Annotated in this window: 19 protein-coding genes; 12 read left to right on the plus strand and 7 right to left on the minus strand. The window is 69.1% G+C overall.

The window, feature by feature from the left end; translation table 11 throughout:
• The first annotated feature begins 232 nt into the window (after nucleotides 1-232).
• On the plus strand, nucleotides 233-1,849 hold the full coding sequence (locus KCH48_RS24405; protein WP_307840933.1) for a diaminobutyrate--2-oxoglutarate transaminase family protein: 1,617 nt from the start codon (nucleotides 233-235) through the stop codon (nucleotides 1,847-1,849).
• A 279-nt stretch (nucleotides 1,850-2,128) separates the two neighbouring features.
• On the opposite strand, the gene KCH48_RS42370 is transcribed toward KCH48_RS24405, so the two are convergent.
• The gene (locus KCH48_RS42370; protein ID WP_246885856.1) at nucleotides 2,129-2,269 is read right to left on the minus strand and encodes a hypothetical protein; all 141 of its coding nucleotides are present in this window, start codon (nucleotides 2,267-2,269) and stop codon (nucleotides 2,129-2,131) included.
• Here KCH48_RS42370 and KCH48_RS24410 point away from each other — a divergent pair.
• From KCH48_RS24410 to KCH48_RS24420, 3 genes are all read left to right on the plus strand, one after another.
• A complete protein-coding gene (locus KCH48_RS24410) occupies nucleotides 2,249-4,165 on the plus strand; it encodes an IucA/IucC family siderophore biosynthesis protein (protein ID WP_246885822.1) in 1,917 nt (638 codons plus the stop codon). The genes KCH48_RS42370 and KCH48_RS24410 overlap by 21 nt on opposite strands.
• A 64-nt stretch (nucleotides 4,166-4,229) precedes the next feature.
• Nucleotides 4,230-5,276 (plus strand): GNAT family N-acetyltransferase, encoded by a 1,047-nt coding sequence (locus tag KCH48_RS24415; protein WP_374104706.1) that lies wholly within the window; start codon nucleotides 4,230-4,232, stop codon nucleotides 5,274-5,276.
• Nucleotides 5,277-5,762: 486 nt separating this feature from the next.
• Nucleotides 5,763-7,748, plus strand: coding sequence for an ATP-dependent DNA helicase (locus KCH48_RS24420; protein WP_210576852.1), 1,986 nt, complete (start codon nucleotides 5,763-5,765; stop codon nucleotides 7,746-7,748).
• A gap of 112 nt (nucleotides 7,749-7,860) precedes the next feature.
• Here the strand turns inward: KCH48_RS24420 and lexA are convergent, their stop codons facing one another.
• The gene (gene lexA, locus KCH48_RS24425; protein ID WP_210576853.1) at nucleotides 7,861-8,640 is read right to left on the minus strand and encodes a transcriptional repressor LexA; all 780 of its coding nucleotides are present in this window, start codon (nucleotides 8,638-8,640) and stop codon (nucleotides 7,861-7,863) included.
• 563 nt (nucleotides 8,641-9,203) lie between these two features.
• Here lexA and nrdR point away from each other — a divergent pair.
• A complete protein-coding gene (nrdR, locus tag KCH48_RS24430; RefSeq protein ID WP_210576854.1) occupies nucleotides 9,204-9,758 on the plus strand; it encodes a transcriptional regulator NrdR in 555 nt (184 codons plus the stop codon).
• Nucleotides 9,759-9,920: 162 nt separating this feature from the next.
• Nucleotides 9,921-12,827, plus strand: coding sequence for a vitamin B12-dependent ribonucleotide reductase (locus KCH48_RS24435; protein ID WP_210576855.1), 2,907 nt, complete (start codon nucleotides 9,921-9,923; stop codon nucleotides 12,825-12,827).
• A 67-nt stretch (nucleotides 12,828-12,894) separates the two neighbouring features.
• Here the strand turns inward: KCH48_RS24435 and KCH48_RS24440 are convergent, their stop codons facing one another.
• Nucleotides 12,895-13,428 (minus strand): TerD family protein, encoded by a 534-nt coding sequence (locus KCH48_RS24440; RefSeq protein ID WP_210576856.1) that lies wholly within the window; start codon nucleotides 13,426-13,428, stop codon nucleotides 12,895-12,897.
• Between the two features lie 148 nt (nucleotides 13,429-13,576).
• Here KCH48_RS24440 and KCH48_RS24445 point away from each other — a divergent pair, with 148 nt between their 5' ends.
• Nucleotides 13,577-14,182: a YdbC family protein gene (locus KCH48_RS24445; protein ID WP_210576857.1), complete on the plus strand. Its 606-nt coding sequence runs from the start codon at nucleotides 13,577-13,579 to the stop codon at nucleotides 14,180-14,182.
• 118 nt (nucleotides 14,183-14,300) lie between these two features.
• Nucleotides 14,301-14,960, plus strand: coding sequence for a histidine phosphatase family protein (locus tag KCH48_RS24450; RefSeq protein ID WP_210576858.1), 660 nt, complete (start codon nucleotides 14,301-14,303; stop codon nucleotides 14,958-14,960).
• A 20-nt stretch (nucleotides 14,961-14,980) separates the two neighbouring features.
• On the opposite strand, the gene KCH48_RS24455 is transcribed toward KCH48_RS24450, so the two are convergent.
• The gene (locus KCH48_RS24455) at nucleotides 14,981-16,210 is read right to left on the minus strand and encodes an IS110 family transposase (RefSeq protein WP_210576859.1); all 1,230 of its coding nucleotides are present in this window, start codon (nucleotides 16,208-16,210) and stop codon (nucleotides 14,981-14,983) included.
• A 599-nt stretch (nucleotides 16,211-16,809) separates the two neighbouring features.
• On the opposite strand from KCH48_RS24455, the gene KCH48_RS24460 reads away from it, so the two are divergent.
• Nucleotides 16,810-17,715 carry an ADP-ribosylglycohydrolase family protein gene (locus tag KCH48_RS24460; protein WP_210576860.1) on the plus strand — a complete coding sequence of 302 codons (906 nt, stop codon included), beginning with the start codon at nucleotides 16,810-16,812 and terminating at the stop codon, nucleotides 17,713-17,715.
• Nucleotides 17,716-17,977: 262 nt separating this feature from the next.
• Here KCH48_RS24460 and KCH48_RS24465 read toward each other — a convergent pair whose 3' ends face one another.
• On the minus strand, nucleotides 17,978-19,528 hold the full coding sequence (locus KCH48_RS24465) for an MFS transporter (RefSeq protein ID WP_210576861.1): 1,551 nt from the start codon (nucleotides 19,526-19,528) through the stop codon (nucleotides 17,978-17,980).
• Nucleotides 19,529-19,716: 188 nt separating this feature from the next.
• On the opposite strand from KCH48_RS24465, the gene KCH48_RS24470 reads away from it, so the two are divergent.
• The 3 genes from KCH48_RS24470 to KCH48_RS24480 all read left to right on the plus strand — a co-directional run bounded on the left by KCH48_RS24470 (nucleotide 19,717) and on the right by KCH48_RS24480 (nucleotide 21,828).
• The gene (locus KCH48_RS24470) at nucleotides 19,717-20,340 is read left to right on the plus strand and encodes a TetR/AcrR family transcriptional regulator (RefSeq protein ID WP_210577005.1); all 624 of its coding nucleotides are present in this window, start codon (nucleotides 19,717-19,719) and stop codon (nucleotides 20,338-20,340) included.
• Between the two features lie 82 nt (nucleotides 20,341-20,422).
• Nucleotides 20,423-21,124 (plus strand): ribonuclease HII, encoded by a 702-nt coding sequence (locus tag KCH48_RS24475; protein ID WP_210576862.1) that lies wholly within the window; start codon nucleotides 20,423-20,425, stop codon nucleotides 21,122-21,124.
• A gap of 68 nt (nucleotides 21,125-21,192) precedes the next feature.
• Nucleotides 21,193-21,828: a hypothetical protein gene (locus tag KCH48_RS24480; RefSeq protein WP_210576863.1), complete on the plus strand. Its 636-nt coding sequence runs from the start codon at nucleotides 21,193-21,195 to the stop codon at nucleotides 21,826-21,828.
• 368 nt (nucleotides 21,829-22,196) lie between these two features.
• On the opposite strand, the gene KCH48_RS24485 is transcribed toward KCH48_RS24480, so the two are convergent.
• Both KCH48_RS24485 and KCH48_RS24490 read right to left on the minus strand, forming a co-directional pair.
• The gene (locus tag KCH48_RS24485) at nucleotides 22,197-22,817 is read right to left on the minus strand and encodes a hypothetical protein (RefSeq protein ID WP_210576864.1); all 621 of its coding nucleotides are present in this window, start codon (nucleotides 22,815-22,817) and stop codon (nucleotides 22,197-22,199) included.
• A gap of 356 nt (nucleotides 22,818-23,173) precedes the next feature.
• Nucleotides 23,174-25,339, minus strand: a complete 2,166-nt coding sequence (locus tag KCH48_RS24490) for a RecQ family ATP-dependent DNA helicase (protein WP_210576865.1) — start codon at nucleotides 25,337-25,339, stop codon at nucleotides 23,174-23,176.
• Nucleotides 25,340-25,399: the final 60 nt, after the last annotated feature.

Genomic DNA, 25,399 nt, shown 5'->3' on the forward strand with positions numbered 1-25,399 from the left:
GGGGGACTTCCGACGGAACAGCAACAGTTCCGTCACGGGAAGGATCTTGAGGCAACCCGTAACCCGGTCAGCAGTGCGCGGTTGGTAGCGGTGGGGGGCGGCCTGCTGTCTGCGTGTGCGGTCCCCAGCGCTGCGTGCGCATGGCCAAGTGTGCGAAAAATGCCGGGTGTCGGGTGTCGGGCGGTTGATGCCGGGACCCGGTCGCCCCTGGACAGCGGGAGGACAGGGAGCCGTGACCGTGACCGAGTCTGCGCCCGGGGGGACTGCGGAGCCGGCGGGGGTGTCTGTGGCGCGTCATGCCGCGGGGACGCGCTCCGTGCACGAGGGGATCCTGCGGCGCCAGTCGGCACGCGAGTCGGCGGCACGCACCTACGCGCGCGCCCTGCCGATCGTGCCCGTGCGGGCACGCGGGCTGACCATCGAAGGTGCGGACGGACGCCGTTACCTCGACTGCCTCTCCGGCGCCGGGACCCTCGCCCTGGGGCACAACCACCCGGTCGTCCTGGAGGCCATCCGCAAGGTTCTCGACTCCGGCGCACCGCTGCACGTCCTCGACCTGGCGACGCCCGTCAAGGACGCGTTCATCACGGAGCTGTTCCACACCCTGCCGTCCGGCCTCGCCGACCACGCGCGCGTGCAGTTCTGCGGACCGGCCGGCACGGACGCGGTGGAGGCCGCCTTCAAGCTCGTACGGTCCGCCACCGGGCGCACCGGGATGCTCGCCTTCACCGGCGCCTACCACGGGATGACCGCCGGCGCCCTCGAAGCGTCCGGGCACGCCTTCGACGTACGAGTCACACGGCTGCCCTACCCGCAGGACTACCGCTGTCCCTTCGGCATCGGCGGCGCACACGGTGCCGAACTCGCCGCCCGCTGGACCGAGTCCGTCCTCGACGACCCCAAGTCCGGTGTGCCGCACCCCGCCGGGATGATCCTCGAACCCGTGCAGGGCGAGGGCGGGGTCATCCCCGCGCCCGACATCTGGATGCGCCGAATGCGGGAGATCACCGGGGCCCGGTCCATCCCGCTGATCGCCGACGAGGTCCAGACGGGCGTCGGGCGCACCGGTGCCTTCTGGGCGGTCGAGCACAGTGGAGTCACCCCCGACGTGATGGTCCTCTCCAAGGCCATCGGCGGCAGCCTGCCCCTGGCGCTCGTGGTCTACCGCGACGACCTCGACGTCTGGCAACCCGGCGCCCACGCAGGCACCTTCCGTGGCAACCAACTCGCCATGGCGGCGGGGACGGCGACGCTGGCATACGTCCGCGAGAACCGCCTCGCCGAACGGGCGGCCGATCTCGGCACCCGGATGCTTTCCCAACTCCGCTCCCTTGCTGATGAGTTCTCCTGCGTGGGTGATGTGCGGGGGCGGGGGCTGATGATCGGCGTCGAGGTGGTGGATCCGGAGGCGGGTGCGGCGCCGGAACGAGGGGCTGACAGTGAGGTGGGTGGGGGCGCCGCCTGGGCGGGATTTGAACCGGCGGGAGGCGGAGGGGGACCGGCGGGCGGTTCGGGTGGTTGGGACCGTGCCGGTGGTGAGGCGCACACGGGCGGGGCCGCCGCGCATGGCCGCGTGGGCACAGTTGGCCCTGCGGATGCGCAGGCACCCCTTCGCGGTCCTCGCCCAGCTGCGCCCCAACTCGCGGCCGCCGTACAGCGGGAGTGCCTGCGCCGCGGCTTGATCATCGAGCTCGGTGGACGGCACTCGAGCGTCGTACGGCTCCTGCCACCGCTGACGATCAGCGACGAGCAGGCGACCGCGGTGCTCGACCGACTGGCCGATGCTGTGGCCGCTGTGGCCCGCGAACGTCATCCGTCCCGACGAGAAGCACCCGTCGCGCCGACGTGATGGCGCACCCGCCCAGCGAACGGGGTGGCTCGGCGACCCGGGAAGGGCTCGCCTGAATGCCCGTGCGTCCGCCGTCGCACGGGCACCGATGCGCCGCCCGCCGACTCTTTCGCCCATGCCATCTCACCTCCAGAGCTTGTCGCGCGACGAGCCAGAACCACCTCACGAGGAACAGCGTTGAACACCACTCCCGCACCCGGCGCTCACGCCCACAGGGATCTGTCAGGCCCCGCCGAACCCGGATCTCCCCTGACGGCCACGGCTCAGCCGACCTCCCCGTCATCCGCCGAGCGCCCGGAACGGGTCCCGGAACAGGGCGGGGCTCCCGATGGGGAACGCCAACCCGAGCAGGACGCAGCCCTTGACGCCGGACGGCCACACGAGGTCACCGCCGACCTCCTGGAACACCCGGACCCGCATACGGCGGCTCAGTCCGCGGCTGTGGAGAACCTGCTGCGCTGCTGGACGCGCGAGACCAACCTCCCCTCTCCCGACAACGGCACCCTCCGCATCCCCCTGCCGGCCAGCGGCACGGCCCTGCTCGTCCCGGTCCACTACTGGTCCCCGACGGGCTGCCACCGCTTCGGTCTCCCCCGCTTTGCCAACGCCCCGGAGGCATCCCCACCGGCCGACGCGGTCACGGTCGCGGCCCTGCTCACCAGGGAGGCATCTCCGGTGGCGGGAACGACCGATCTGCCTGCCAGGGCTACCGAGCCGAGCCCCGGCTCGTTCCAGAGAGCCGCCTCCGATACAGACAGGCACGCCATGCTTGGCGCAGGCGATCGCACCACCCTCGACCCAACCGATCGAACCACGCCCGACGCAGCCAGCCGCACCGAACTCGTCTCCCGTGTCGCCGACTCCGTCCGACTGACCACCTCCTTCATCAAGGACCGTCGGCAACGCCCTTCCGACGCACCCGACCTGTTCCTCGCGGCTGAACAAGCGCTCCTTCTCGGCCACCCACTGCACCCGACCCCGAAGAGCCGCGAGGGTCTCTCCGAGCGCGAAGCACGGTGCTACTCACCCGAGTTGCGCGGCTCCTTCCCCTTGCGCTGGCTGGCTGTCGCCCCCTCCGTCCTCGCCACCGACTCCGCCTGGACCGAACGAGGCCGCCCTGTCCCGGCACCGCAGCTCACCGCGCGACTGACCGAGGCGGAACAGCCTCTGCCCGACGGCCATGCGGCCCTCCCGCTGCACCCCTGGCAACTGCGCGAGGTCCAGAGGCGCCCCGAGACCGCGGCTCTGCTCGACGCAGGACTGCTCCGTGACCTCGGCGAGCACGGCACCCCGTGGCATCCCACCTCCTCCGTGCGAACCGTCTACCGTTCCGACGCCCCCGCGATGCTCAAGCTGTCCCTGGGCCTGCGCATCACCAACTCCCGCCGGGAGAACCTCCGCAAGGAGCTCCACCGCGGCGTCGAGGTCCACCGTGTGCTGCGCAGTGGCCTGGCCAAGGAGTGGCAGGCGGCTCACCCGGGCTTCGACATCGTCCGCGACCCGGCCTGGCTCGCAGTCGACACGCTGGACGGCAACCCCGTGCCTGGCCTCGACGTGATGATCCGGCACAACCCGTTCAGCCCTTCGAACGACGTCTCCTGCGTCGCAGCACTTGTCTCCCTTCGGCCGTACCCTCCGTCGGACGCGGTCGCAGGCTGCTCCGAGTCCGGCGGCGCCCCATCGCGGTGGCCATGTGTCAAGTCCCGTCTGGCAGAGGTGGTCACGCGTCTCGCCGACCGGACCGGCCGACCTCTCGGCGCGGTTGCCGCCGAGTGGTTCCTCCGCTACCTCGAGCAGGTCGTCCGACCCGTCCTGTGGCTGGACGCGGAGGCAGGCATCGCGCTGGAGGCACACCAGCAGAACACGCTGCTTCTGCTGGACGCCGAGGGCTGGCCGACCGGCGGTCGCTACCGCGACAACCAGGGCTACTACTTCCGTGAGTCCCGGCGCGCGGAACTCGAAGCCCGGCTGCCCGGCGTCGGTCGGCGCAGCGACACCTTCGTCTCCGACGAGGTCGCCGACGAGCGCTTCGCCTACTACCTGGCGATCAACAACGTGCTTGGCCTCATCGGTGCGTTCGGCTCCCAACGCCTTGTCGACGAGCAGCTTTTGCTCGCCGCCTTCCGCCGCTTCCTCGGCGAGGTCGCAGTCGGTCCAGCCCGCTTGCGCAGTTCATTGCCCACCCAGCTGCTCGACTCACCCGTGCTGCGCTGCAAGGCCAACCTGCTGACCCGGCTGCACGGCCTCGACGAGCTGATCGGCCCGATCGACACCCAGTCCGTCTACGTCACCATCGCCAACCCCCTCCACTTCTGACCATCACCAACTCCCTTCACTTCCGAGGAACATGCCCCCTCCTTCTCTTGAGAGGAGCGTCCCAGTGCCTCCCACCGACGCGAGCGCTGACGCCGGTACCGCAGCCGTCACCGACGGTGGTCCCAACGCCGCCGCCGAGAACGCCACCTGTCCGAGCCCTGATGCCGACGAGAACAGGACCGGGACGGACGCCTGCTCGGAGGCGGACTGCGAGGACACCCTCGACCTGCGCCTGCCCGACGAGTTCGTCGCCCTTCTCGCGGAGGATCGGGCGCCCGCAGAGGACCGGGCCCGCGCGCGGGAGCAGGTCGGCACCGGGAGGCACACGGACGCGGGGGCGCACGGCGACGGTGACTGGCAGACGGGCGGGCAGGCGCGGGCCGACGCCGACTGGCAGGCCGACACGCACGGGCTGACCCACCCCTCGAGGCAAGCGGGCGCGCCTCAGCGTGCCGCGGCGGGGCGGCAGGTCGGCACGGATGGAAAGCGGAGCCGCGGTGGGGACGCGCCTCATTCCGTCTCTTCCGTACAGGTCGACGACGACCTGCTCGACCACGTCGCCGACTGGGGGCCGACCGTCACACCAGCAGGCGTGTTCCGGCTCGTCCCGGTGGACCTGGAGCAGGACCTGCCGCTCATCAGCCGCTGGATGAACGACCCCGCCGTGGCAGCGTTCTGGGGGCTGGAGGGCGCCCAGGACGCGACCGAGGACCATGTGCGTGCCCAGTTCGCCGGAGACGGACGCAGCATCCCCTGCCTCGGCGTGCTGGAGGGCACGCCGATGAGCTACTGGGAGGTCTACCGAGCGGACCTCGACCCGCTGGCCCGCCACTATCCCGCTCGACCTCACGACACTGGAATCCACCTCCTTATCGGTCGAGTTGCCGATCGCGGGCAGGGGCTCGGCGGCACCCTGCTCAGAGCCGTCGCCGACCTCGCGCTCGACAAGCGGCCCGCCTGCGCACGCGTCGTCGCGGAACCCGATCTTCGCAACACCCCCTCCGTAGCCGCATTCCTGAGCGCAGGCTTCCGGTTCTCCGCCGAGATCGACCTGCCTGCCAAGCGGGCCGCTCTGATGGTCCGAGACCGTTCCCTACGTCATCTGCTGTAGCGCCGTGCCATCACGCTGTCACTTTTGGTACACCGCTCGAGCCGATCCGGTTCCCACTCCCGCCGGACCGAGGCGGTCGTCGGCCGGCCTGTCCGACGCCGATGGGCTCCCTGCTCAAGGCCGGTCCGCGCCGTTCGGCGCTGGTCGATACCGAAACCGGGGCCGGTCTTCGGCCATCGACGCGATACCTCGGCTCGACCGGTCGGTGCTTGACCACGGACCGGCATCGTTCCTGCATACCCGCCCCGGCAGCTCGCGACTCTCCGCAGAATCACGCCCGCAGATGCCCACGCGACCAAACCCGCCCCCGGCCCACAACCGAACCGATCCGAGCCACCTGTGACACACCTCCGCTCCGATCAGGTCACCCCTGACCGGCACCCGAACCGATCCGATCTCCAACCGTGCAGCCCACGGTCTTGATCCAGCCCCTCGCCTCGCCTTGACCGCTCGTTTGTCAGTGGTGGGCCGTAGGGTGGTCGCGCTATGACGAAGCCCTCACTCCCCGAACTCCTGCATGCTGCCGTCACTGCCGTCGGCGGTACGGAGCGCCCCGGCCAGGTGACCATGGCCGAATCCGTCGCGAAGGCGATCGACGACGGCTCCCATCTGCTGGTCCAGGCCGGCACCGGCACCGGAAAGTCGCTCGGCTATCTCGTGCCCGCGCTCGCGCACGGAGACCGCGTCGTCGTGGCGACCGCCACGCTGGCACTGCAGCGCCAGCTCGTGGAGCGGGATCTGCCGCGCACGGTGGATGCTTTGCACCCGCTGCTGCGCCGCCGTCCGGAGTTCGCGATGCTCAAGGGCAGGTCGAACTACCTCTGTCTGCACCGTCTCCACGAAGGCGTTCCGCAGGACGAGGAAGAGGGCCTCTTCGACCAGTTCGAGGCAGCCGCACCCACCAGCAAGCTGGGCCAGGATCTGCTCAGGTTGCGCGACTGGTCCCAGGACACGGAGACCGGTGACCGCGACGGCCTCACCCCCGGCGTGTCCGACCGTGCCTGGGCGCAGATCTCGGTCTCGTCGAGGGAATGCCTGGGCGCCACGAAATGCGCGTACGGCGCCGAGTGCTTCGCCGAGATGGCCCGCGAGCGCGCCAAGCTCGCCGAGGTCGTCGTCACCAACCACGCCCTGCTCGCGATCGACGCCATCGAGGGCGCCCCCGTCCTCCCCCAGCACGAGGTGCTGATCGTGGACGAGGCGCATGAACTGGTCTCCCGGGTCACCGGCGTGGCCACCGGTGAGCTCACCCCCGGCCAGGTCAACCGCGCGGTGCGCCGCGCAGCGAAGCTCGTCAACGAGAAGGCCGCCGACCAGCTCCAGACCGCCGCCGAGGGCTTCGAGCGGCTGATGGAACTGGCCCTGCCCGGTCGTCTCGAGGAGATCCCGGAGGATCTCGGCTACGCGCTCATGGCACTACGCGACGCCGCCCGCACGGTCATCTCCGCGATCGGAGGGACCCGCGACAAGTCGGTCCAGGATGAGGACGCGGTCCGCAAACAGGCCCTGGCCTCCGTGGAATCGGTGCACGACGTGGCCGAGCGGATCACCAACGGCTCCGAGTGGGACGTCGTGTGGTACGAGCGCCATGACCGCTTCGGCGCCTCACTACGCGTCGCCCCGATGTCCGTGTCGGGCCTCCTCAGGGAGAAGCTCTTCACCGACCGCTCGGTCGTCCTGACCTCCGCGACCCTGAAGCTGGGCGGCGACTTCAACGGCGTCGGTGCCTCCCTGGGACTGGCCCCCGAGGGCACGGAGGGCGACGACCTCCCTCAGTGGAAGGGCCTCGACGTCGGCTCCCCCTTCGACTACCGCAAGCAGGGCATCCTGTACGTCGCCAAGCACCTGTCCCGCCCCGCGCGCGACGGCGACCGCGCGGACATGCTGGACGAGCTGACCGAACTGATCCAGGCTGCCGGAGGCCGCACCCTGGGCTTGTTCTCCTCAATGCGTGCCGCCCAACTCGCCGCCGAGGAACTGCGCTCCCGTATCCCCGAGTTCCCGATCCTCCTCCAGGGCGAGGAGACGCTCGGTGAGCTGATCAAGAACTTCGGAGCCGACCCCCAGACGTGCCTCTTCGGCACGCTGTCGCTGTGGCAGGGGGTCGACGTCCCCGGCCCGAGCTGTCAGCTGGTCGTCATGGACAAGATTCCCTTCCCGCGTCCGGACGATCCGCTGATGAGCGCCCGCCAGAAGGCGGTGGAGGACAACGGCGGCAACGGCTTCATGGCGGTCGCCGCCACACACGCGGCCCTGCTCATGGCCCAGGGCGCCGGCCGCCTCGTACGGGCGTCGGGAGACCGCGGCGTGGTGGCCGTACTGGATCAGCGACTGGCCACCGCGCGATATGGCGGCTATCTGAAGGCGTCACTGCCCGACTTCTGGTACACCACGGACCGCGACCAGGTCCGGAAGTCGCTGGCGGCGATCGATGCGGCAGCGCAACAGGCGGCTGCGGAACAGGCCGGATGAGAACCGGCTCCGCCCGGCGGGGCGGAGCCGGACAGCACAGGGCCCCGGAACCGGCGCAGGGGTCCCGGGGCCCGGTCAGGGGGCGGGCTGGTCGGCCCGCCCGCCGCAGCCGTCACACGCGCCGCAGCACAGCCACCACCTTGCCGAGGATGGTGGCGTCGTCGCCCGGGATCGGCTCGTACGCCGCGTTGTGCGGGAGGAGCCAGACATGGCCGTCCTCGCGCTTGAAGCGCTTGACGGTGGCCTCGCCCTCGAGCATGGCGGCCACGATGTCGCCGTTCTCGGCGACGGGCTGGCGGCGCACCGTGACCCAGTCGCCGTCGCAGATCGCGGCCTCGATCATCGAGTCGCCGACGACCTTCAGTACGAACAGCTCACCGTCACCGACCAGCTGGCGGGGGAGGGGGAAGACGTCCTCGACGGACTCCTCGGCGAGGATCGGTCCACCGGCGGCGATACGGCCGACCAGCGGCACATACGACGCGGCCGGCTTGCCCGCCGTGTCCGTGGGCTGCACGGAGGCTGACTGGTCCGAGCCTCGCACTTCGTACGCGCGCGGACGGTGCGGGTCGCGGCGCAGGAAGCCCTTGCGCTCCAGTGCCATCAGCTGGTGTGCGACAGAGGAGGTGCTGGAAAGGCCGACGGCCTGCCCGATCTCGCGCATCGACGGCGGGTAGCCGCGCCGCTGCACAGAGTCCCTGATGACCTCGATGACCCGGCGCTGCCGGTCTGTGAGGCCCGAGCTGTCCGCCCGGATCCCCGGAGGTCGGCCCGGTAGGGAGCGCTTGTGCCCCTCGGGATTGGTGGCTTCGTTCATCGCATGCACCGGCTCGAGTCGGCCCTGGGAGCGGTCCTGGGCAGTGATGGTGGCACTGTCTGCGGTGGTGGTCACGTCGGCCCCTCTCGATGGTCTCCCTGCTGGACAACGGTAGTTGCTTTCGAAAGGTTGCGCCAAACACACGTTCGAGTGAAAAATCGCGAATCACCCGCCGCGGTCATGTGTCTGGGTGTATGGCTAGCGCGACACCTGGCGGACAAAAGCGCCCATTGTTGTACTCTTCGCCACCGAGGAACGACCTCTTGGGTCGTTGCCCCAGTCTGCCATCCGGCATCCGGTCAACACGTAACCGGCCCTCATCTGTGCGGGAGTCGCACGACCTCTCCCTGCGGTGCCCACGGTATCCCCGCATGTGCCTCGGCGGTACGGCTGTGCACGCGCGCGTGCCGACGTGGCGGTGTTGCCGTACGGCATGTGGCCTTCGGGCGCGACACGCGCGAAGGGTGTGCATGTATGAGCCAATCCCCACATCTAGTGGTTGGATTGCGGCAGCAGCCCAGAAGTTGTGGTCCCGGGGTCTTCGAGCCCTCGATCATCGCCTATGCTTGGGGCTGCTTCGAGGGGCCCAAGTGGTCTTTCGAGGCTATTGAGTCTGCTGTGAGGAGGGTTGGAAGATCATGCACTGCCCCTTCTGCAGGCACCCCGACAGCCGTGTGGTCGACAGTCGTACGACCGATGACGGCACGTCGATCCGCAGGCGCCGCCAGTGTCCGGACTGCTCCCGTCGTTTCACGACCGTGGAGACGTGTTCGCTCATGGTGGTCAAGCGGTCCGGAGTCACCGAGCCTTTCAGCCGTACCAAGGTCATCAACGGCGTGCGCAAGGCATGCCAGGGACGACCTGTCACCGAGGACGCGCTCGCCCAACTCGGCCAGCGGGTCGAGGAGGCGGTGCGGGCCACCGGAAGCGCCGAGCTGACCACCCATGACGTGGGGCTGGCCATACTCGGCCCGTTGCAGGAGCTCGACCTCGTCGCCTATCTGCGATTCGCCTCCGTCTACCGGGCGTTCGACTCGCTGGAGGACTTCGAGGCCGCCATCGCGGAACTCAGGGAAGAGATGCGACGTCCCGGCGCCGACGACGACGAAGACGCGCGCGCGGGGAGCCAGGAAGACGATCGCGGGCCAGGGGGGACCACTCAGGTCCCCGTGCCCGCCAACGCCGCCGACTGACAGGCGGACCGGCCCGGACCCACGGCTCCGGGCCGGTCGGTCGGCGGCGAGCGAAGACCTGCTGCGGGCGACAGCGAGAGGTGCCCGCAGCACCAGACAGCACACCGTGCCACGGGAACATCGTGGCACTTCAGGGCGTTTTAGCCCGTACAGGGAGGCGGCATGACAGAGACGGCGAGCGGTCCGGCACGGGGTTCCCGAACCAAGGGCACCAAGGCGAGCAAGGGCCTGCGCATCGAGCGCATCCACACCACCCCCGGCGTGCACCCGTACGACGAGGTGGCCTGGGAGCGCCGTGATGTCGTCATGACCAACTGGCGCGACGGCTCGGTCAATTTCGAGCAGCGTGGCGTCGAGTTCCCCGACTTCTGGTCGGTGAACGCGGTCAACATCGTCACCAGCAAGTACTTCCGGGGCGCCGTCGGCACCCCGCAGCGCGAGACCGGCCTCAAGCAGCTGATCGACCGCATCGTGAAGACGTATCGGAAGGCCGGCGAGGACCACAAGTACTTCGCCTCGCCCGCCGACGCCGAGATCTTCGAGCACGAGCTGGCCTACGCCCTCCTGCACCAGATCTTCAGCTTCAACAGCCCCGTGTGGTTCAACGTGGGCACGGCCCAGCCGCAGCAGGTCTCGGCCTGCTTCATCCTGGCCGTCGACGACTCCATGGAGTCGATCCTCGACTGGTACAAGGAAGAGGGCATGATCTTCAAGGGCGGCTCCGGTGCCGGCCTGAACCTGTCCCGTATCCGCTCCTCCAAGGAACTCCTGTCCTCCGGTGGCAACGCCTCCGGCCCGGTCTCCTTCATGCGCGGCGCCGACGCCTCCGCAGGAACGATCAAGTCGGGCGGCGCCACCCGCCGTGCCGCCAAGATGGTCATCCTCGACGTCGACCACCCCGACATCGAGGACTTCATCGAGACCAAGGTGAAGGAGGAGGTGAAGATCCGCGCCCTGCGTGACGCGGGCTTCGACATGGACCTGGGCGGCGAGGACATCACTTCCGTCCAGTACCAGAACGCCAACAACTCGGTCCGGGTGAACGACGAGTTCATGAAGGCCGTGGAGAACGGCGACAAGTTCGGCCTGCGTGCCCGGATGACCGGCGAGGTCATCGAGGAGGTCGACGCCAAGGTCCTCTTCCGCAAGATGGCCGAGGCCGCCTGGGCCTGCGCCGACCCCGGCATCCAGTACGACGACACCATCAACCACTGGCACACCTGCCCGGAGTCCGGCCGTATCAACGGTTCGAACCCCTGCAGCGAGTACATGCACCTGGACAACACGTCCTGCAACCTCGCCTCGCTGAACCTGATGAAGTTCCTGAAGGACGACGGCAAGGGCAACCAGTCCTTCGAAGCCGAGCGCTTCGCCAAGGTCGTCGAGCTCGTGATCACCGCGATGGACATCTCCATCTGCTTCGCGGACTTCCCGACCCAGAAGATCGGCGAGAACACGCGCGCGTTCCGCCAGCTCGGCATCGGCTACGCCAACCTCGGCGCCCTGCTGATGGCGACCGGCCACGCGTACGACTCGGACGGCGGCCGCTCCCTCGCCGGCGCCATCACCTCCCTGATGACCGGCACGTCGTACAGGCGCTCCGCCGAACTCGCCGCGGTCGTGGGGCCGTACGACGGCTACGCCCGCAACGCGCAGCCGCACCTGCGGGTCATGAAGCAGCACTCCGACGCCAACGAGAAGGCCGTCCGCATGGACGACCTGGACACGCCGGTCTGGGCCGCGGCCACGGAGGCCTGGCAGGACGTGCTGCGTCTTGGCGAGAAGAACGGTTTCCGTAACTCTCAGGCGTCCGTCATCGCGCCGACCGGCACCATCGGTCTGGCGATGTCCTGCGACACCACCGGCCTCGAGCCCGACCTCGCCCTGGTCAAGTTCAAGAAGCTGGTCGGCGGCGGCTCGATGCAGATCGTCAACGGCACCGTCCCGCAGGCTCTGCGTCGCCTGGGCTACCAGGAGGAGCAGATCGAGGCGATCGTCGCCCACATCGCCGACCACGGCAATGTCGTCGACGCCCCGGGCCTCAAGCACGAGCACTACGAGGTGTTCGACTGCGCCATGGGCGAGCGCTCCATCTCCGCGATGGGCCACGTCCGGATGATGGCCGCGATCCAGCCGTGGATCTCGGGCGCGCTCTCCAAGACGGTCAACCTGCCGGAGTCGGCGACCGTCGAGGACGTCGAAGAGGTCTACTTCGAGGCGTGGAAGATGGGCGTCAAGGCGCTCGCGATCTACCGCGACAACTGCAAGGTCGGCCAGCCGCTCTCCGCCAAGAACAAGGGCAACCAGAGCCCCGAAGCCACCGCGGCCGCCGAGAAGGCCGAGGCGATCATCCGCGAGACGGTCGAGAAGAAGATCGTCGAGTACCGCCCGGTCCGCAAGCGCCTCCCGAAGGGCCGTCCCGGCATCACGACCTCCTTCACCGTCGGCGGCGCCGAGGGCTACATGACCGCCAACTCCTACCCGGACGACGGCCTCGGCGAGGTCTTCCTGAAGATGTCCAAGCAGGGCTCGACCCTCGCGGGCATGATGGACGCCTTCTCGATCGCCGTCTCGGTGGGTCTGCAGTACGGCGTGCCGCTGGAGACGTACGTCTCGAAGTTCACGAACATGCGCTTCGAGCCGGCGGGTATGACGGACGACCCGGACGTGCGGATGGCCCAGTCGATCGTCGACTACATCTTCCGCCGCCTGGCGCTGGACTTCCTGCCCTTCGAGACCCGCTCCGCGCTCGGCATCCACTCCGCCGAGGAGCGTCAGCGTCACCTGGAGACCGGTTCGTACGAGCCGTCCGACGACGAGGTCGACGTCGAGGGCCTGGCCCAGTCGGCGCCGCGCGCCCAGGAGCTGAAGGCCGTAGCGACGCCGAAGGCCGTCATCGAGGCGGCCAAGCCGGCCCCGCAGCAGGCCCACACCAGCGCCGAGCTGGTGGAGATGCAGCTGGGCATCCAGGCCGACGCCCCGCTGTGCTTCTCCTGCGGTACGAAGATGCAGCGGGCCGGCTCCTGCTACATCTGCGAGGGCTGCGGCTCGACCAGCGGCTGCAGCTGACCCCAGTTGCCGTCCAGGCCCTGAAACAGAGGGGCGCCGACCATGTGTCGGCGCCCCTTCGGGCTGTTCAGGACCAGCGTGTCTTGCCCATGACCTGGGTGAACGTGGCCGGGTCGTCCTCGAAGCCGTGGATTCCCGCGTGGAAGTCCCATGTGCCGGATCCTTCGCGCACGAACTCCCCGACCGCTGCTGCCGTCGCCGCGAGCACTCCGCCGAAGTCGTCCTGGGCCAGGACGTCGTAGCCCTCGCTGATGCGCAGGTTCGGCTTGGGCACGCTGACGAAGGTCCGCTGTGCGGCGCGCTGTTGGATGATCACGCCGACGACCACGCGCGCGTACCGGCTGTCGAGCCGGTCGAGCTCCAGGGTCATGACCTCGTCCCAGCCGAAGCCCTTGCCGTCCTTGCTGTCCCGGTTGAGCGTGATGGTGCCGTCGGGAGAGCGGCTGCCGAAGTACACCGCATAAGCGGGATCGCCGTACGGATCGCTCGCCAAGTAGGTCGCGGCCACGATGTCCAGATCCGTGGGCGGCTGCCCCGCAGGACTCGGGTCCCACTTCAGCCCGACCTCGGCCTTCCGAATCCCCTTGCTGAGCCCGTTCACCAGACGTTCCCTTCCCCGTGTGCCCCTGCCCCAACTGCCGGACAGCCGGGGTCGCTTGTCCATCGTGCCACGCGCGCGTGGGCAGGTGCGCGGATGCGGTCCGCGCGAGCGTGACCGAGGCCACGCTCCGTGGCCTTACGATGGCGCGGTGCTGGTCAAGTGGATTCGCTGCACCGTGGTGGACCGCCGCGGCTTCGAGCGGGGGCAGCGAAAGTGGGCGGGGCTTCTGGGGGAGCCGGGGTTTCGAGGGCAGGGCGGAGGCTGGAGTCGGGGGCGGCCTTCCGTCGCGCACATTTTCGCCTTCTGGGAGAGCCGTGCCTTCTACGACTCCTTCATGGCCCGTTCCCACGACCGGCTCGCGGCGGCCCAGTCGGGTACGTTCAAGGACGCCCAGGTCAAGCTGTTCGACTATCGCTTCGACGTGAAGACGGGCTTCGAGCCGCGTTTCACCGACGCCGATCTGGTCCGGTTCGCCCACTGCCGCGTCCACGAGGACCGTGCCGAGCACTTCATGCTGATGCAGGAGAAGGTGTGGAACCCCGCGATGGCCGGCTCGCCCGGCATGATCCGCGGACTGTTCGGTGAGGCGCCCGGGAACGAGTTCCTGGTGCTGTCGATGTGGCAGTCGGCCGCCGAGCACGGCAAATACCGCACCGAGCGCGTGGAGCGGCTCGCCCTGCGTGCTCAGACCGAGGCGGACATCGCGGCCCTCAGAGGTGACATCGTGGGGCTGGAATCGGCCTGGATAGTTTGAGAACTGGACGCACTCTTCGTGTGCCCAGTGGGGCCCATGCTGCAAGAAATGTGTGACCTACGCTGTATAGAGCCCGTACGAGTGCTCGATGGGCCGTCACTCGATCTAGGGTTTTGGCATGGCACGACCACGGCGCATCGTCCTTGTCCGGCATGGTGAGTCAACCGGCAATGTTGATGACACCGTGTACGAACGCCAGCCCGACCATGCCCTGGCGCTGACCGAGCGGGGCTGGCGGCAGGCTGAGGAGACCGGAAAACGGCTGCGCGAGGTGTTCGGCCGCGAGCGCATCAGCGTGTACGTCTCTCCGTACCGCCGTACACACGAGACGTTCCGCGCCTTCCACCTCGACCCCGAGCTCGTCCGCGTGCGCGAGGAACCCCGGCTGCGCGAACAGGACTGGGGCAACTGGCAGGACCGGGACGACGTCCAACTCCAGAAGGCCTACCGAGACGCGTACGGTCACTTCTTCTACCGCTTCGCCCAGGGCGAGTCCGGGGCGGATGTGTACGACCGGGTCGGCGGCTTCCTGGAGAGCCTGTACCGCAGCTTCGAGGCCCCCGACCATCCGCCGAACGTGCTGCTGGTCACTCATGGCCTGGCGATGCGGCTGTTCTGTATGCGCTGGTTCCACTGGACGGTCGCGGAATTCGAGTCGCTTTCGAATCCGGGGAACGCGGAGATGCGGATGCTCGTTCTCGGGGACGACGGCAAGTACTCGCTCGACCGGCCGTTCGAGCGCTGGCGAGATCCGGAACCGTACGGGATCACCGGATAGACACCTCATGAAGCTAAGAGTCAAGCTGCGGCGGCGAGTTGGGTGGGGAAGGCTGCTTGTTCATCGAACAGCTCGTGCTCCTGTAGGCAGCGGTAGAGCTGGCCGATCATGCGGTTGAAGAGGTTGCGCAGGGCGGCTGCGTGCCAGTCTCCGTGGATGTCGCGTCGGCGCCGGTAGTGGGCCTTGGCCCCGGGGGATCCGTTGGGGGCCGCGAAGGCCCACAGATAGCCGGCATGGTTGAGACGGTCGTTCTTCACCCTCCGCCGGATGATGCTTGACTTCTTGCCGGAGGCCCTGGTGATGGGCGAGGAGCCGGCGTAGGCCTTCAGACCGCGGGCGTCGGCGAACCGCTTTCGGTCGTCCCCGATCTCGGCCAGCACCCGGGCGCCGAGCTGGACGCCGAGGCCGGGGAAGCTGAGGATGACTTCAGCGTCCGGGTGCTGAGGGAAAGCTTCCTCCACCGCCGTGGCGAGGTCGTCGGCGGCCGTGCAGGCGGCTTCCAGCTGGCCCAGGAGGGCGAGCATCTGCTTGCCGAGTGCGTCCTCGACCAGCGGCGGCTGGTGGGCCCACTCGCCGCGGAAGACCGCGCGGATCCGGTCGGCCTCGGTCTCGATGCCGCGCTTGCGGCCGGCTCGCTTGAGGGCGGCCTGGATCTGCGTGCAGCTCAGGCGCTCGGCGCGGGAGGGCGTGGGGGCGAGCCTGAGTAGTTCGCGTGCCTCGGGACGGCAGAGGCCGTTCTGCCAGGTGGCGAAGGCGTCCAGGGCGGATGGGTAGTACTCGCGAAGCAGGGACCGGAGCTGGTTGGAGTGCTGCTGCCGGTTCCAGGTGGCGTCCTGCTGGGCGCGGGCCAGGACGGCGATGGCGCGGGCCAGGTCGCTGTCCTGCGGCAGGGGCCGGTGGGCGTGCATGTCGGTGCGGAGGATGTTCGCCAGGACCAGTGCGTCGCCGGGGTCGGACTTCTTGCGGGAGACGGAGTGGCGGTCGCGGTAGCGGGCGGCGGCCATCGGGTTGATCGCGAAGACCTGGCGTTTCCCGGTCCGCAGGACGGCGACCAGCAGGCCACGGGACGTCTCGATCGCGATAGGGACCGGGGCTTCTTCCGTGTCGCCGTACTCGGCGAGCAGGTCCAGCAGCAGCTGGTAGCCGGCAGCATCGTCGGTGATACGGCGCTTGGCGAGTAACTGGCCGGTGTCGTCGACCAGAGCGACGTCGTGGTGGCGTTCGGCCCAGTCGATACCGCAGTAGATCAAGTTGTTCCCTCCCCATAGTGCGGGTGTTTGCGCTGGTCACGAGCGCATGCGGGCCACGCAGCGACCTAATTCCAGGACTCAGCCGCCAGTGACTGGTCCGACACCTCATCAGCCGTGTTCGTGGCACCAGCTCACCCCACGGGCCTCGGTCTACTCGGGAGCTCGGGCTCGCGTCTATCAAGAGGTCACCGTGCGGAGGGCTCGCACCACCAACTCCAACGAGTGATCATGCGGATAGTGATTGACGGGCTGCGGGTGCCTCATGGCGCCGCTCTGGCATAAGGCACCTGGTGCCTGGTAGTTGCAAGGCGTCCCTACGACACCCGCATGCCCGACAACCCTCTGCGGTGGTGGCGGCCGCGAAGACGCCGAGCGCCGCCGTTCTCTGGGGAGGTCTCGTGTCGACCACGTCGCATGAAGACATCCGCTCGGCGTCCACGCGACCGCCACCACCGCCAGCACCAGGCCGTGCACCCGTCTATCCGGAGGCTTTCATCAGCCGGAGTGGCAGAAGATTTCGCGGTCCCAGTACTCGAACAGACCCAGCGGCATCACCTGTGGTGCTGGATCCGTCAGCAACGAATTAGAGTGGCAGAGCGATGACCGCTGAATCCTCCCCCGACGGACGCCTGGACCGCGCCCTGGCCAGCCTGCGCGGACTCGCGGTCGGGGATGCCCTGGGCTCGCAGTTCTTCGTGCCGGTGAACTACCCGCTGCTGAAGCGCCGCGAGCTGCCACAGGCTCCTTGGCAGTGGACGGACGACACGGAGATGGCGTGCTCCGTCGTGGCCGTCCTCGCCGCTCACCACCGCATCGACCAGGACGCACTGGCCCGCTCCTTCGCCGAGCACCACGACTTCGACCGCGGATATGGTCCGGCGGTCAACCGTCTGCTGCGGCTGGTCCGTGAGGGCGGCGATTGGCGTGAGCTCGCGGCCGCGCTCTTCAACGGACAGGGGTCTTGGGGGAACGGCGCAGCGATGCGGATCGCCCCTCTGGGTGCCTGGTACGCGGACGACCCGGAACAGGCGACCCACCAGGCCGAGATCTCGGCGTACCCCACGCACCAGCACCGAGAGGCCGTGGTCGGTGCCATGGCCGTCGCCGCTGCCGCCTCCATGGCCGCGGCCCCCGGCGGCCCGCCCAGTGCCGAGGCGCTCCTGGACGGCGTCATCGCGCTCGTGCCCAAGAGTGCTGTCGGAGCCGGCTTGCGGCGCGCCCGCGACATGCTCGACTACGCCGACGCGGCCACGGTGGCGGCGGTGCTGGGTTGTGGGCGGCGTACGACGGCGCACGACACCGTGCCGTTCGCGCTCTGGTCCGCCGCGCGTGCCCTCGGTGACTACGAGGAGGCGTTCTGGACCACCGCCCAGGTCGGCGGAGACGTGGACACGACCTGCGCCATCGTGGGCGGGGTGATCGCCGCCGGGAAGGCGGGGACGCCGCCCGGCGCCTGGGCGGAGCGGACGGAAGCGCTGCCGGAGTGGATGCCCACGTCGGCGTAGCGCCTCGAAAACACCGGTGCAAACTCTCTGTGCATGACGGGAACTCTGAGTAACCGTGTGCTCGTTGTCGTGGCAGTTGCTGTGCGACGCATGGGTCGGCGCATACAGATGACATGCGAGGGGTGCGGGGGTGGTCATGGAGTTCTGGGCGAGGCTGTTGACGCTGCTTGTCGCGGCGGCCGTGATGCCCTGGTGTCCACGTGCCGTCAGGGGGCGCGAGATCGCGCCCCCTGACATCGAGCCCGGTGCGGACCGGTCCGGGTCAGCCGGCCATCGGGCCCGGTGTACCCGCGAGGGCTTCCAGGTCGCTCTTGCGGACCCGGATCACCAACCACGCGGTGATCAGCGCCAGCACGGCCATCGACGCTGCCGCCACGAAGCCCATCGAAATGCCGTGGGTGAGCACGTCGTGCCCCCAGGGCGCGGGCAACTGCTGCGTCTTGGCGAACTCGGCCTTCTGCTCGGCCGAACCGTCGGCCATGAACTTCGGCAGCTGCTTCTCCGCCTCGTCCTTGCTGGCCGAGCCGAACACCGTCGTCAGGATGGACAGGCCCAGCGAACCGCCCACCTGCTGCGTGGCGTTGAGCAGTCCGGAGGCCGCACCCGCCTCATGCTGGGCGACACCGGACACTGCGGTGACCGTCAGGGTGACGAAGTTCAGGCCCATGCCGAAGCCGAACACCAGCATCGGCCCGAGCACCCCGCCGACGTACGAGCTGTCGGAGCTGATCAAGGTCTGCCAGACCAGGCCGATCACCGCGAGCGCCGAGCCGACGAGCATGAACGGCTTGGGGCCGAGCACGGGCAGGAACCGTTGCGACAGTCCCGCGCCGATCGCGATCACCATTGTCACCGGCAGGAAGGCCACGCCGGCCGCGATCGGGCTGTATCCCAGCACGTTCTGCACGAACAGCACGATGTAGAAGAACATGCCGAACATCGCCGCTGCCAGGCTCAGCATGATCACATACGTGCCCGATCGATTGCGGTCGGTGAACATGCGCAGCGGGGTGATCGGGTCCGCGGCCCGGGTCTCGACGAAGGCGAAGGCGAGCAGCAGGACCACCGCGGCGCCGAAGGAGCCGAGGGTCATGCTGTCCCGCCAGCCCTCGTCGGCCGCGCTGATGAACCCGTAGACGAGCGCTGCCATGCCGAGCGTCGACGTGAGCGCGCCGGCGATGTCGAAGCGCCCGCCGGGGTGCCGTTCGGACTCGCTGATGTACAACGGCGTGAGGACAGCGATCAAAACGCCGATCGGTACGTTGACGAAGAGCACCCACCGCCAGTCGAGCCACTCGGTGAGCATGCCGCCGGCGAGCAGACCGACGGCGCCGCCGCCCGCGGAGACGGCGGCGAAGACTCCGAACGCCCGGTTCCGTTCCGGGCCTTCGGGGAACGTGGTGGTGATGAGTGCCAGCGAGGTCGGCGACGCAATCGCGCCACCCACGCCCTGAAGGGCGCGCGCGGCCAGCAACTGCCAGGGTTCCTGGGCGAATCCGCCGAGCAGCGAGGCGAACGTGAACAGCAGGATGCCGGTCATGAACACTCGGCGGCGGCCGAGGATGTCTCCGGCCCGGCCGCCGAGCAGCAGCAGGCCGCCGAAGGTGAGCGTGTAGGAGCTGACCACCCACGTGAGGTCGGTGGTGCTGAACTTGAGTGCGTCTTGAATGTGCGGGAGAGCGATGTTCACAATCGTCGCGTCGAGTACCACCATGAGTTGGCAGGCCGCGATGACGGTGAGCGCGATACCGGGATGTCCTTCCCGGCGTGCCGCACCTGGCTTCTGATCCTTGCTCAACTGAGAGGTTGTCACTATGGGTCCCCCACAAGTGCCTTAGTGAACGCTCGCGTTCACTGTCGCGACAACCGTAGTGAGTCCCCGACAGTGAACGCAAGCGTTCACTTAGCTTTGTGTCGCGAGGCGTTTCCCCCTTTGGCGCCGCGCGGCATGTCCCCTCATCTCCGGAATTACCGCTTCCGCTGTTCGTTGGAGACGATCAGATGGTTACTTCGCGCTGGACGGCCGCGCCCGCTCAGACGGCTTCCCTCCGTCGGCGCGGCGCTGTGCTCGAACGGGCGATCCTCGACGCCGCGTTGGATCAGCTCAGCACGGTCGGCTGGAACGGCCTCACGATGGAGGGCGTCGCCGCGGGCGCTCAGACCGGAAAGGCCGCGGTCTACCGTCGCTGGCCGTCCAAGGAGGATCTCGTCGCGGATGCGCTGCGGGCCGGGCTGCCGAGCTTCGAGGCGGCGCCCAACCTCGGGAGCGTGCGCGACGATCTGCTGCAGTTGTGTCGCCAGGCGCGCGACGCCATGTACTCGCGGCCCGGTTTCGCCTTGCGTTCGGTGATTCACGAATGCGACAACATCCAGGCCGAGCGGTTCCATGGGGTGATCATCAAAGGTGTCGTGGAACCGACCATCCAGTTGCTCCGAGAGGTCATCGACCGTGGAATCGAGCGAGGCGAGGTGCGAGCCGACGCGGCCAACGGATACGTCGTCGATGCCATCCCGGCGATGATGATGTACCGAGCGAAGATGTGCGCAAGCGAATGGAATGATCATGAAATCGAGGAGATGGTCGACCAGTTGATGGTCCCGCTGCTGCGGCCGTACGGGGTCTGACTGCGAGGTTCGCCGATGGTGACGTCCCCCAGGTGAACCAGGGTGTCGTCGGGGGATCCGGGCGGCGTAGGCTAAGGGCGCCATGCCGTACGAACCACCTACTCACACCGTCGAGCGCTCCCTTCGCGCTACGACCGGAGCGAAGGTCATTGCCGGTGTCGACGAGGTGGGGCGAGGCGCGTGGGCCGGCCCCGTCACCGTCTGCGCCGCGATCACCGGACTGCGTCGGCCCCCCGAAGGCCTCACCGACTCCAAGCTGCTCACCGTCAAGCGCCGTACCGAACTCGCCGAGGTGCTCCTCACGTGGGTGACCTCGTACGCCCTGGGGCACGCCTCTCCGGAGGAGATCGACGAACTGGGCATGACGGCCGCGCTGCGCCTGGCGGCGGTGCGCGCGCTGGAGGGCCTGCCGGTCCGTCCCGACGCGGTGATTCTCGACGGGAAGCACGACTATCTCGGCGTGCCCTGGAAGGTCCGCACGGTGATCAAGGGGGACCAGTCCTGTGTGGCGGTTGCGGCGGCCTCGGTGATCGCCAAGGTTCGGCGCGACAAAATGATGGCCGAACTGGGTATCGACCATGCAGACTTCGGTTTTGCGGACAATGCCGGGTACCCGTCGCCCGTGCACAAGGCCGCGCTGGAGGAGCGGGGACCCACCCCGTACCACCGGTTGTCGTGGGCGTATCTTGATGCGCTGCCCCAGTGGCGGCACCTCAAGAAGGTCCGCAACGGGGTGGACGGAAGCGTTCCGGAGATCGAGGGGCAACTCGGCTTCGACTTCTGACGATTCCGCTCGCACTGATGTGCCACCCGCCGACGCGAGCCGTACCAACGTTTGATAAATATCAGCTCATGCCTCTCATTCCCGAGGAGCCTCAGATTCACGAGAGTGCCCAGGGTCCCCGCGCCACTCCGGCCAGTGGCCGTACCGCGCCGACCCCTCGTCCTGTACCCGGCCCCCGCCCCGCGGCTCCGTCGCGTCCCGGTCGTCCCGGGCCCCTCAGGCCCACGCCGCCGGTGCAACGTACGCCGCGAGACGTGGCCAAGCCCGAGCCGTCGGGCCCGGCTGCCCCCGCCGCCTCCGATGCGGCCCCGGCGACTCCGCAGATCCAACTGATCCCGGCCTCGGCGGAAGGCGCCCTCGACGCCGCCGAAGAGGCCGTGGATCTGCTGCTGGACTCGGGTCGCGCCCCCAGTGACGTGCTGGTGATCACCACCGGCGAACAGCATCCATGGGCCGCTCACGAGCTGTCCTTCGGTGAAGCCGCCTATTGGGCGCAGCATGACTCAGGTGACGACGTCTTCTATGCGGACGCCGCCGTCGCGAGCCGTGCTGCCTCGCGTCCGGTGGTTGTCGTCGCCGTCAACGGCGGCCCTGACGCCGCTGCCGCCTCGGCTCTTCCCCTGGCCCTCACCCGGGCCGGCGCCCTGTTGATCGTCTGCGGCGACCCGCAGCAGATCAACTCGGTACTGGGTGCGGGCGTCTGAGCCTGTTCCGCAACGTCCGGGGGACGGCGGGGTGACGGTGATGTCGCCGCGCCGATGTTTGCACGGTGGAGGGTTTGGCGTGCACGGGTGGGTGGGGCTTGTGGGGCTCGCGTGCCGCTTGTTCCGAGACGGCCGATCCGCTTCACCGAAAGCACCGAGCCCGACCGCACGCCGTGCCACGTAAGCCTCCACTCAGGGCGCGTGCAGGACCATGTCGCAGGGCTTTTCGTGTCACGGCGTGAGATGGGTGGGGCCGAGCGCAGGCGACGGTGTGGCTCGTGTCGGGGTCGAGGCTGGAGCGTAGCGATGGTCGGCTCCGTCGAAACGTTCCGTCAGTTCCGTCAGCGCTTCCTCAGGGAACCGCGCACTCAGCGAGCCGCCGCGCGGCGCAGGACCTCCGAGGCTGCTCCGCCGGTCTGCGGCTTCGGCGGTGGCGCCTCGGACGTGGCGAAGGGCTCCGGGGTGGAATCCGCGCTGGGTCGGCGTCCGCCGCGGTCCTCGCCGAGGACCTGCCAGCCATCGCGGGTCAGCGTGATGTACGCCCCGCAGCGCAGCCCGTGCAGAGTGCAGGCGTCACGCAGCCCCCACATCCATGCGCCGTCCTCCTGCGTCCAACGCGCGTCGCCCTCGCGGCAGTACAGCAGCACCGCGGTGCGCACCGGCGTGCGGCGCCGCAAGTCGTGGGGGATAACCCGACGCAGCTGGGCGAGCAGGACGTTGCGGAACATCCAGCCGTCGGCCGGGGCGGGGCGGCGGGTGAAGGAGGCGCTGGCGCAGAGCCGTTCGTCCGGGTCGAGGACGGCCACGATGGCGGTTGCCGGCCGGGGATGGTGCCGGGAATGCAGTCCGCTGACAATTTCCCGTGGGTTGCGCAGGAGGGGGATGCCGGCCGCGGCCCACTCCGCGGGTTCGAGCATGCGGGCCGCGGACGCGGCGGACAGGTCGGACGACGTGGATGCCGCGGGGGACGGAGCGAATCCGAAGGTCACGGTCCTCCCTTCGGCTACGCGCCCACACTGCGGGCGGGGTCGGATTCGGGGGAGCGCGCACCGCAGAGGAGCCCTGCCGGATCACGGCGGGCCGTACGGGGAGCGGACCTCAATTCTTCCTGTCGAACCTGGATGCGGCAACGAGCAATTGGGGCCACCGACCGATATCTGGTGGTGCGTGGTTTATATCCCCACCAGGTGTGTCATCTGCGACGCATGGTGCGGCCGTGCTTCAAGGACGGACGCCCGTTTGTGGAGAAGGGCCACGCAATCGGCCTGCCTGGCGGGGCGGCTCGCGGAGCACGGTTTCCCGCCAGCGTACGCGTGCAGGGAGCCGCCCTTCGGGATGGATGTGATCAACCCTGGACTGCCAGGACCAGCGGTAGCACTCCCTGCGCGCCGGCACGCCGGAGCATGCGGGCTGCGACCGCGAGCGTCCAACCGGTCTCGGTGAAGTCGTCCACCAGGAGGACGGGACCCCCGATGCCGGACAGAGCAGAGGCGAGGGCCGGCGGCAGGGTCAGCACGCCGTCGAGGGCTTTGAGCCGCTGGGCGCTGTTGCTCCGTGAGACCTGATACCCGTCGCCCGTGTACTCGACGGAGCCCAGCAGTGGCAGTCGGCCCACCTCCGAGATGTGTGCGCCGAGGGAGTTGATCAGTTGTGGCCGGGAGCGCGAGGCGATGGTGACGACACCGACGGGACGCGCCTGGGCGTCCGTTGCCCCCTGGGCCCAGCCGCCGGGCCCCTTGGCCCAGTCGGCCAGCACGCCGACGACAGCCTTTGCCACGTCGTCCGGTACCGGGCCGTCCGAGGCGTGCGGGGCCAGCATCGGCCGGAGCCGGTTGCCCCAGCCGATGTCCGACAGCCGTCCGAGAGCCCTGCCGGGCGCGGCCTGCTCACCGACGGGAATGCGACCCTTGAGATCGACGCCGATCGCCGGCAGCCCGGTCGGCCACATCCTGCGCGGTTCCACCTCCACGCCCGCCCGGCCGAGGTCGTCGCGCGCGGCGTCCAGAGCGGCCGGGGACATGTCGGCGGTGAAGCGCGCGCCCGCGCAGTTGTCGCAGCGTCCGCAGGGCTTTGCCCCTTCGTCGTCCAGCTGGCGTTGCAGGAACTCCATACGGCAGCCCGTCGCCGACGCGTACTCGCGCATCGCCTGCTGTTCGGCCTTGCGCTGCCGGGCCACCCAGTCGTACCGCTCCGTCTCGTACGTCCACGGCTGCCCGGTCGCGATCCAGCCGCCCTTGACCCGCTTGACCGCCCCGTCCACGTCGAGGACCTTGAGCATGGTCTCCAGGCGGGACCGGCGCAGCTCCACCAACGGCTCCAGAGCGGGCAGCGAAAGAGGGCGCTCCGCGCGGGCGAGGACGTCGAGCGTGCGCCGTACCAGGTCCTCCGGGGGGAAGGCGAGCGAGGCGAAGTACTCCCAGATCGCCTCGTCCTCCCTGCCCGGGAGCAGGAGTACTTCGGCGTGCTCGACGCCTCGTCCCGCTCGGCCCACCTGCTGGTAGTAGGCGATGGGCGATGAGGGCGAGCCCAGGTGCACCACGAATCCGAGGTCGGGCTTGTCGAAGCCCATACCGAGCGCGGAGGTGGCGACCAGCGCCTTGACCCGGTTGGCGATCAGGTCCTCCTCGGCCTGTTGCCGGTCGGCGTTCTCCGTCCTGCCCGTGTACGGGGCGACGGTGTGTCCGCGCTGCCGCAGGAAGGCGGTGACCTCCTCGGCGGCGGCCACGGTGAGCGTGTAGATGATTCCGGAGCCCGGCAGCTCGTCGAGGTGGTCGGCGAGCCAGGCCATCCGGTGGGCGGCGTCCGGCAGCCGGAGTACGTTCAGGCTCAGGCTCTCCCGGTCCAGCGGTCCGCGCAGCACGAGGGCGTCCGAGGTGCCCCCGGTGCCGAGCTGCTCGGCGACATCGGCGGTCACACGCGCGTTGGCGGTGGCCGTGGTCGCTAGTACCGGCACACCGGGCGGGAGGTCCATCAGCATCGTGCGAAGCCGTCGGTAGTCCGGGCGGAAGTCGTGACCCCAGTCGGAGATGCAGTGCGCCTCGTCGACCACGAGGAGTCCGGTCGCGGCGGCGAGTTTGGGCAGCACCTGGTCGCGGAAGTCCGGGTTGTTGAGCCGCTCCGGGCTGACCAGCAGGACATCGACCTCGCCCGCGGCGATCTCGCTCTGGACCATGTCCCACTCCTCGGTGTTGGAGGAGTTGATGGTCCGCGCGTGGATACCGGCACGGGCCGCGGCCTCGACCTGGTTGCGCATCAGCGCGAGCAGTGGGGAGACGATCACGGTGGGGCCGCTGCCCCGGGCGCGGAGCAACGAGGTGGCGACGAAGTACACCGCCGACTTGCCCCACCCCGTGCGCTGGACGACGAGGGCCCGGCGTCTGTCCGCCACCAACGCCTCGATCGCCCGCCACTGGTCTTCGCGCAGCCTGGCCGTGCCTGTGGCGTCCCCGACGAGGCGGGCGAGGACCGCGTCGGCGGCCGCCCGGAGATCCGCGTTGCTCGTGTGCTCCATGCGTCCCATACAACAGGACGGCGCCGACAATCCGGGTCGGCTGTGGACGATGAGGGGTCT

This window comes from Streptomyces sp. GESEQ-4 (assembly GCF_017948455.1).
Taxonomy (GTDB): domain Bacteria; phylum Actinomycetota; class Actinomycetes; order Streptomycetales; family Streptomycetaceae; genus Streptomyces.

Coding starts and splice junctions, on each gene's coding strand:
- KCH48_RS42370 (WP_246885856.1), bottom strand. CDS start 2,269: ATGCGGGTCCGGGTGTTCCAGGAGGTCGGCGGTGACCTCGTGTGGCCG.
- KCH48_RS24420 (WP_210576852.1), top strand. CDS start 5,763: ATGACGAAGCCCTCACTCCCCGAACTCCTGCATGCTGCCGTCACTGCC.
- nrdR (WP_210576854.1), top strand. CDS start 9,204: ATGCACTGCCCCTTCTGCAGGCACCCCGACAGCCGTGTGGTCGACAGT.
- KCH48_RS24435 (WP_210576855.1), top strand. CDS start 9,921: ATGACAGAGACGGCGAGCGGTCCGGCACGGGGTTCCCGAACCAAGGGC.
- KCH48_RS24450 (WP_210576858.1), top strand. CDS start 14,301: ATGGCACGACCACGGCGCATCGTCCTTGTCCGGCATGGTGAGTCAACC.
- KCH48_RS24460 (WP_210576860.1), top strand. CDS start 16,810: ATGACCGCTGAATCCTCCCCCGACGGACGCCTGGACCGCGCCCTGGCC.
- KCH48_RS24470 (WP_210577005.1), top strand. CDS start 19,717: ATGGTTACTTCGCGCTGGACGGCCGCGCCCGCTCAGACGGCTTCCCTC.
- KCH48_RS24475 (WP_210576862.1), top strand. CDS start 20,423: ATGCCGTACGAACCACCTACTCACACCGTCGAGCGCTCCCTTCGCGCT.
- KCH48_RS24480 (WP_210576863.1), top strand. CDS start 21,193: ATGCCTCTCATTCCCGAGGAGCCTCAGATTCACGAGAGTGCCCAGGGT.
- KCH48_RS24490 (WP_210576865.1), bottom strand. CDS start 25,339: ATGGAGCACACGAGCAACGCGGATCTCCGGGCGGCCGCCGACGCGGTC.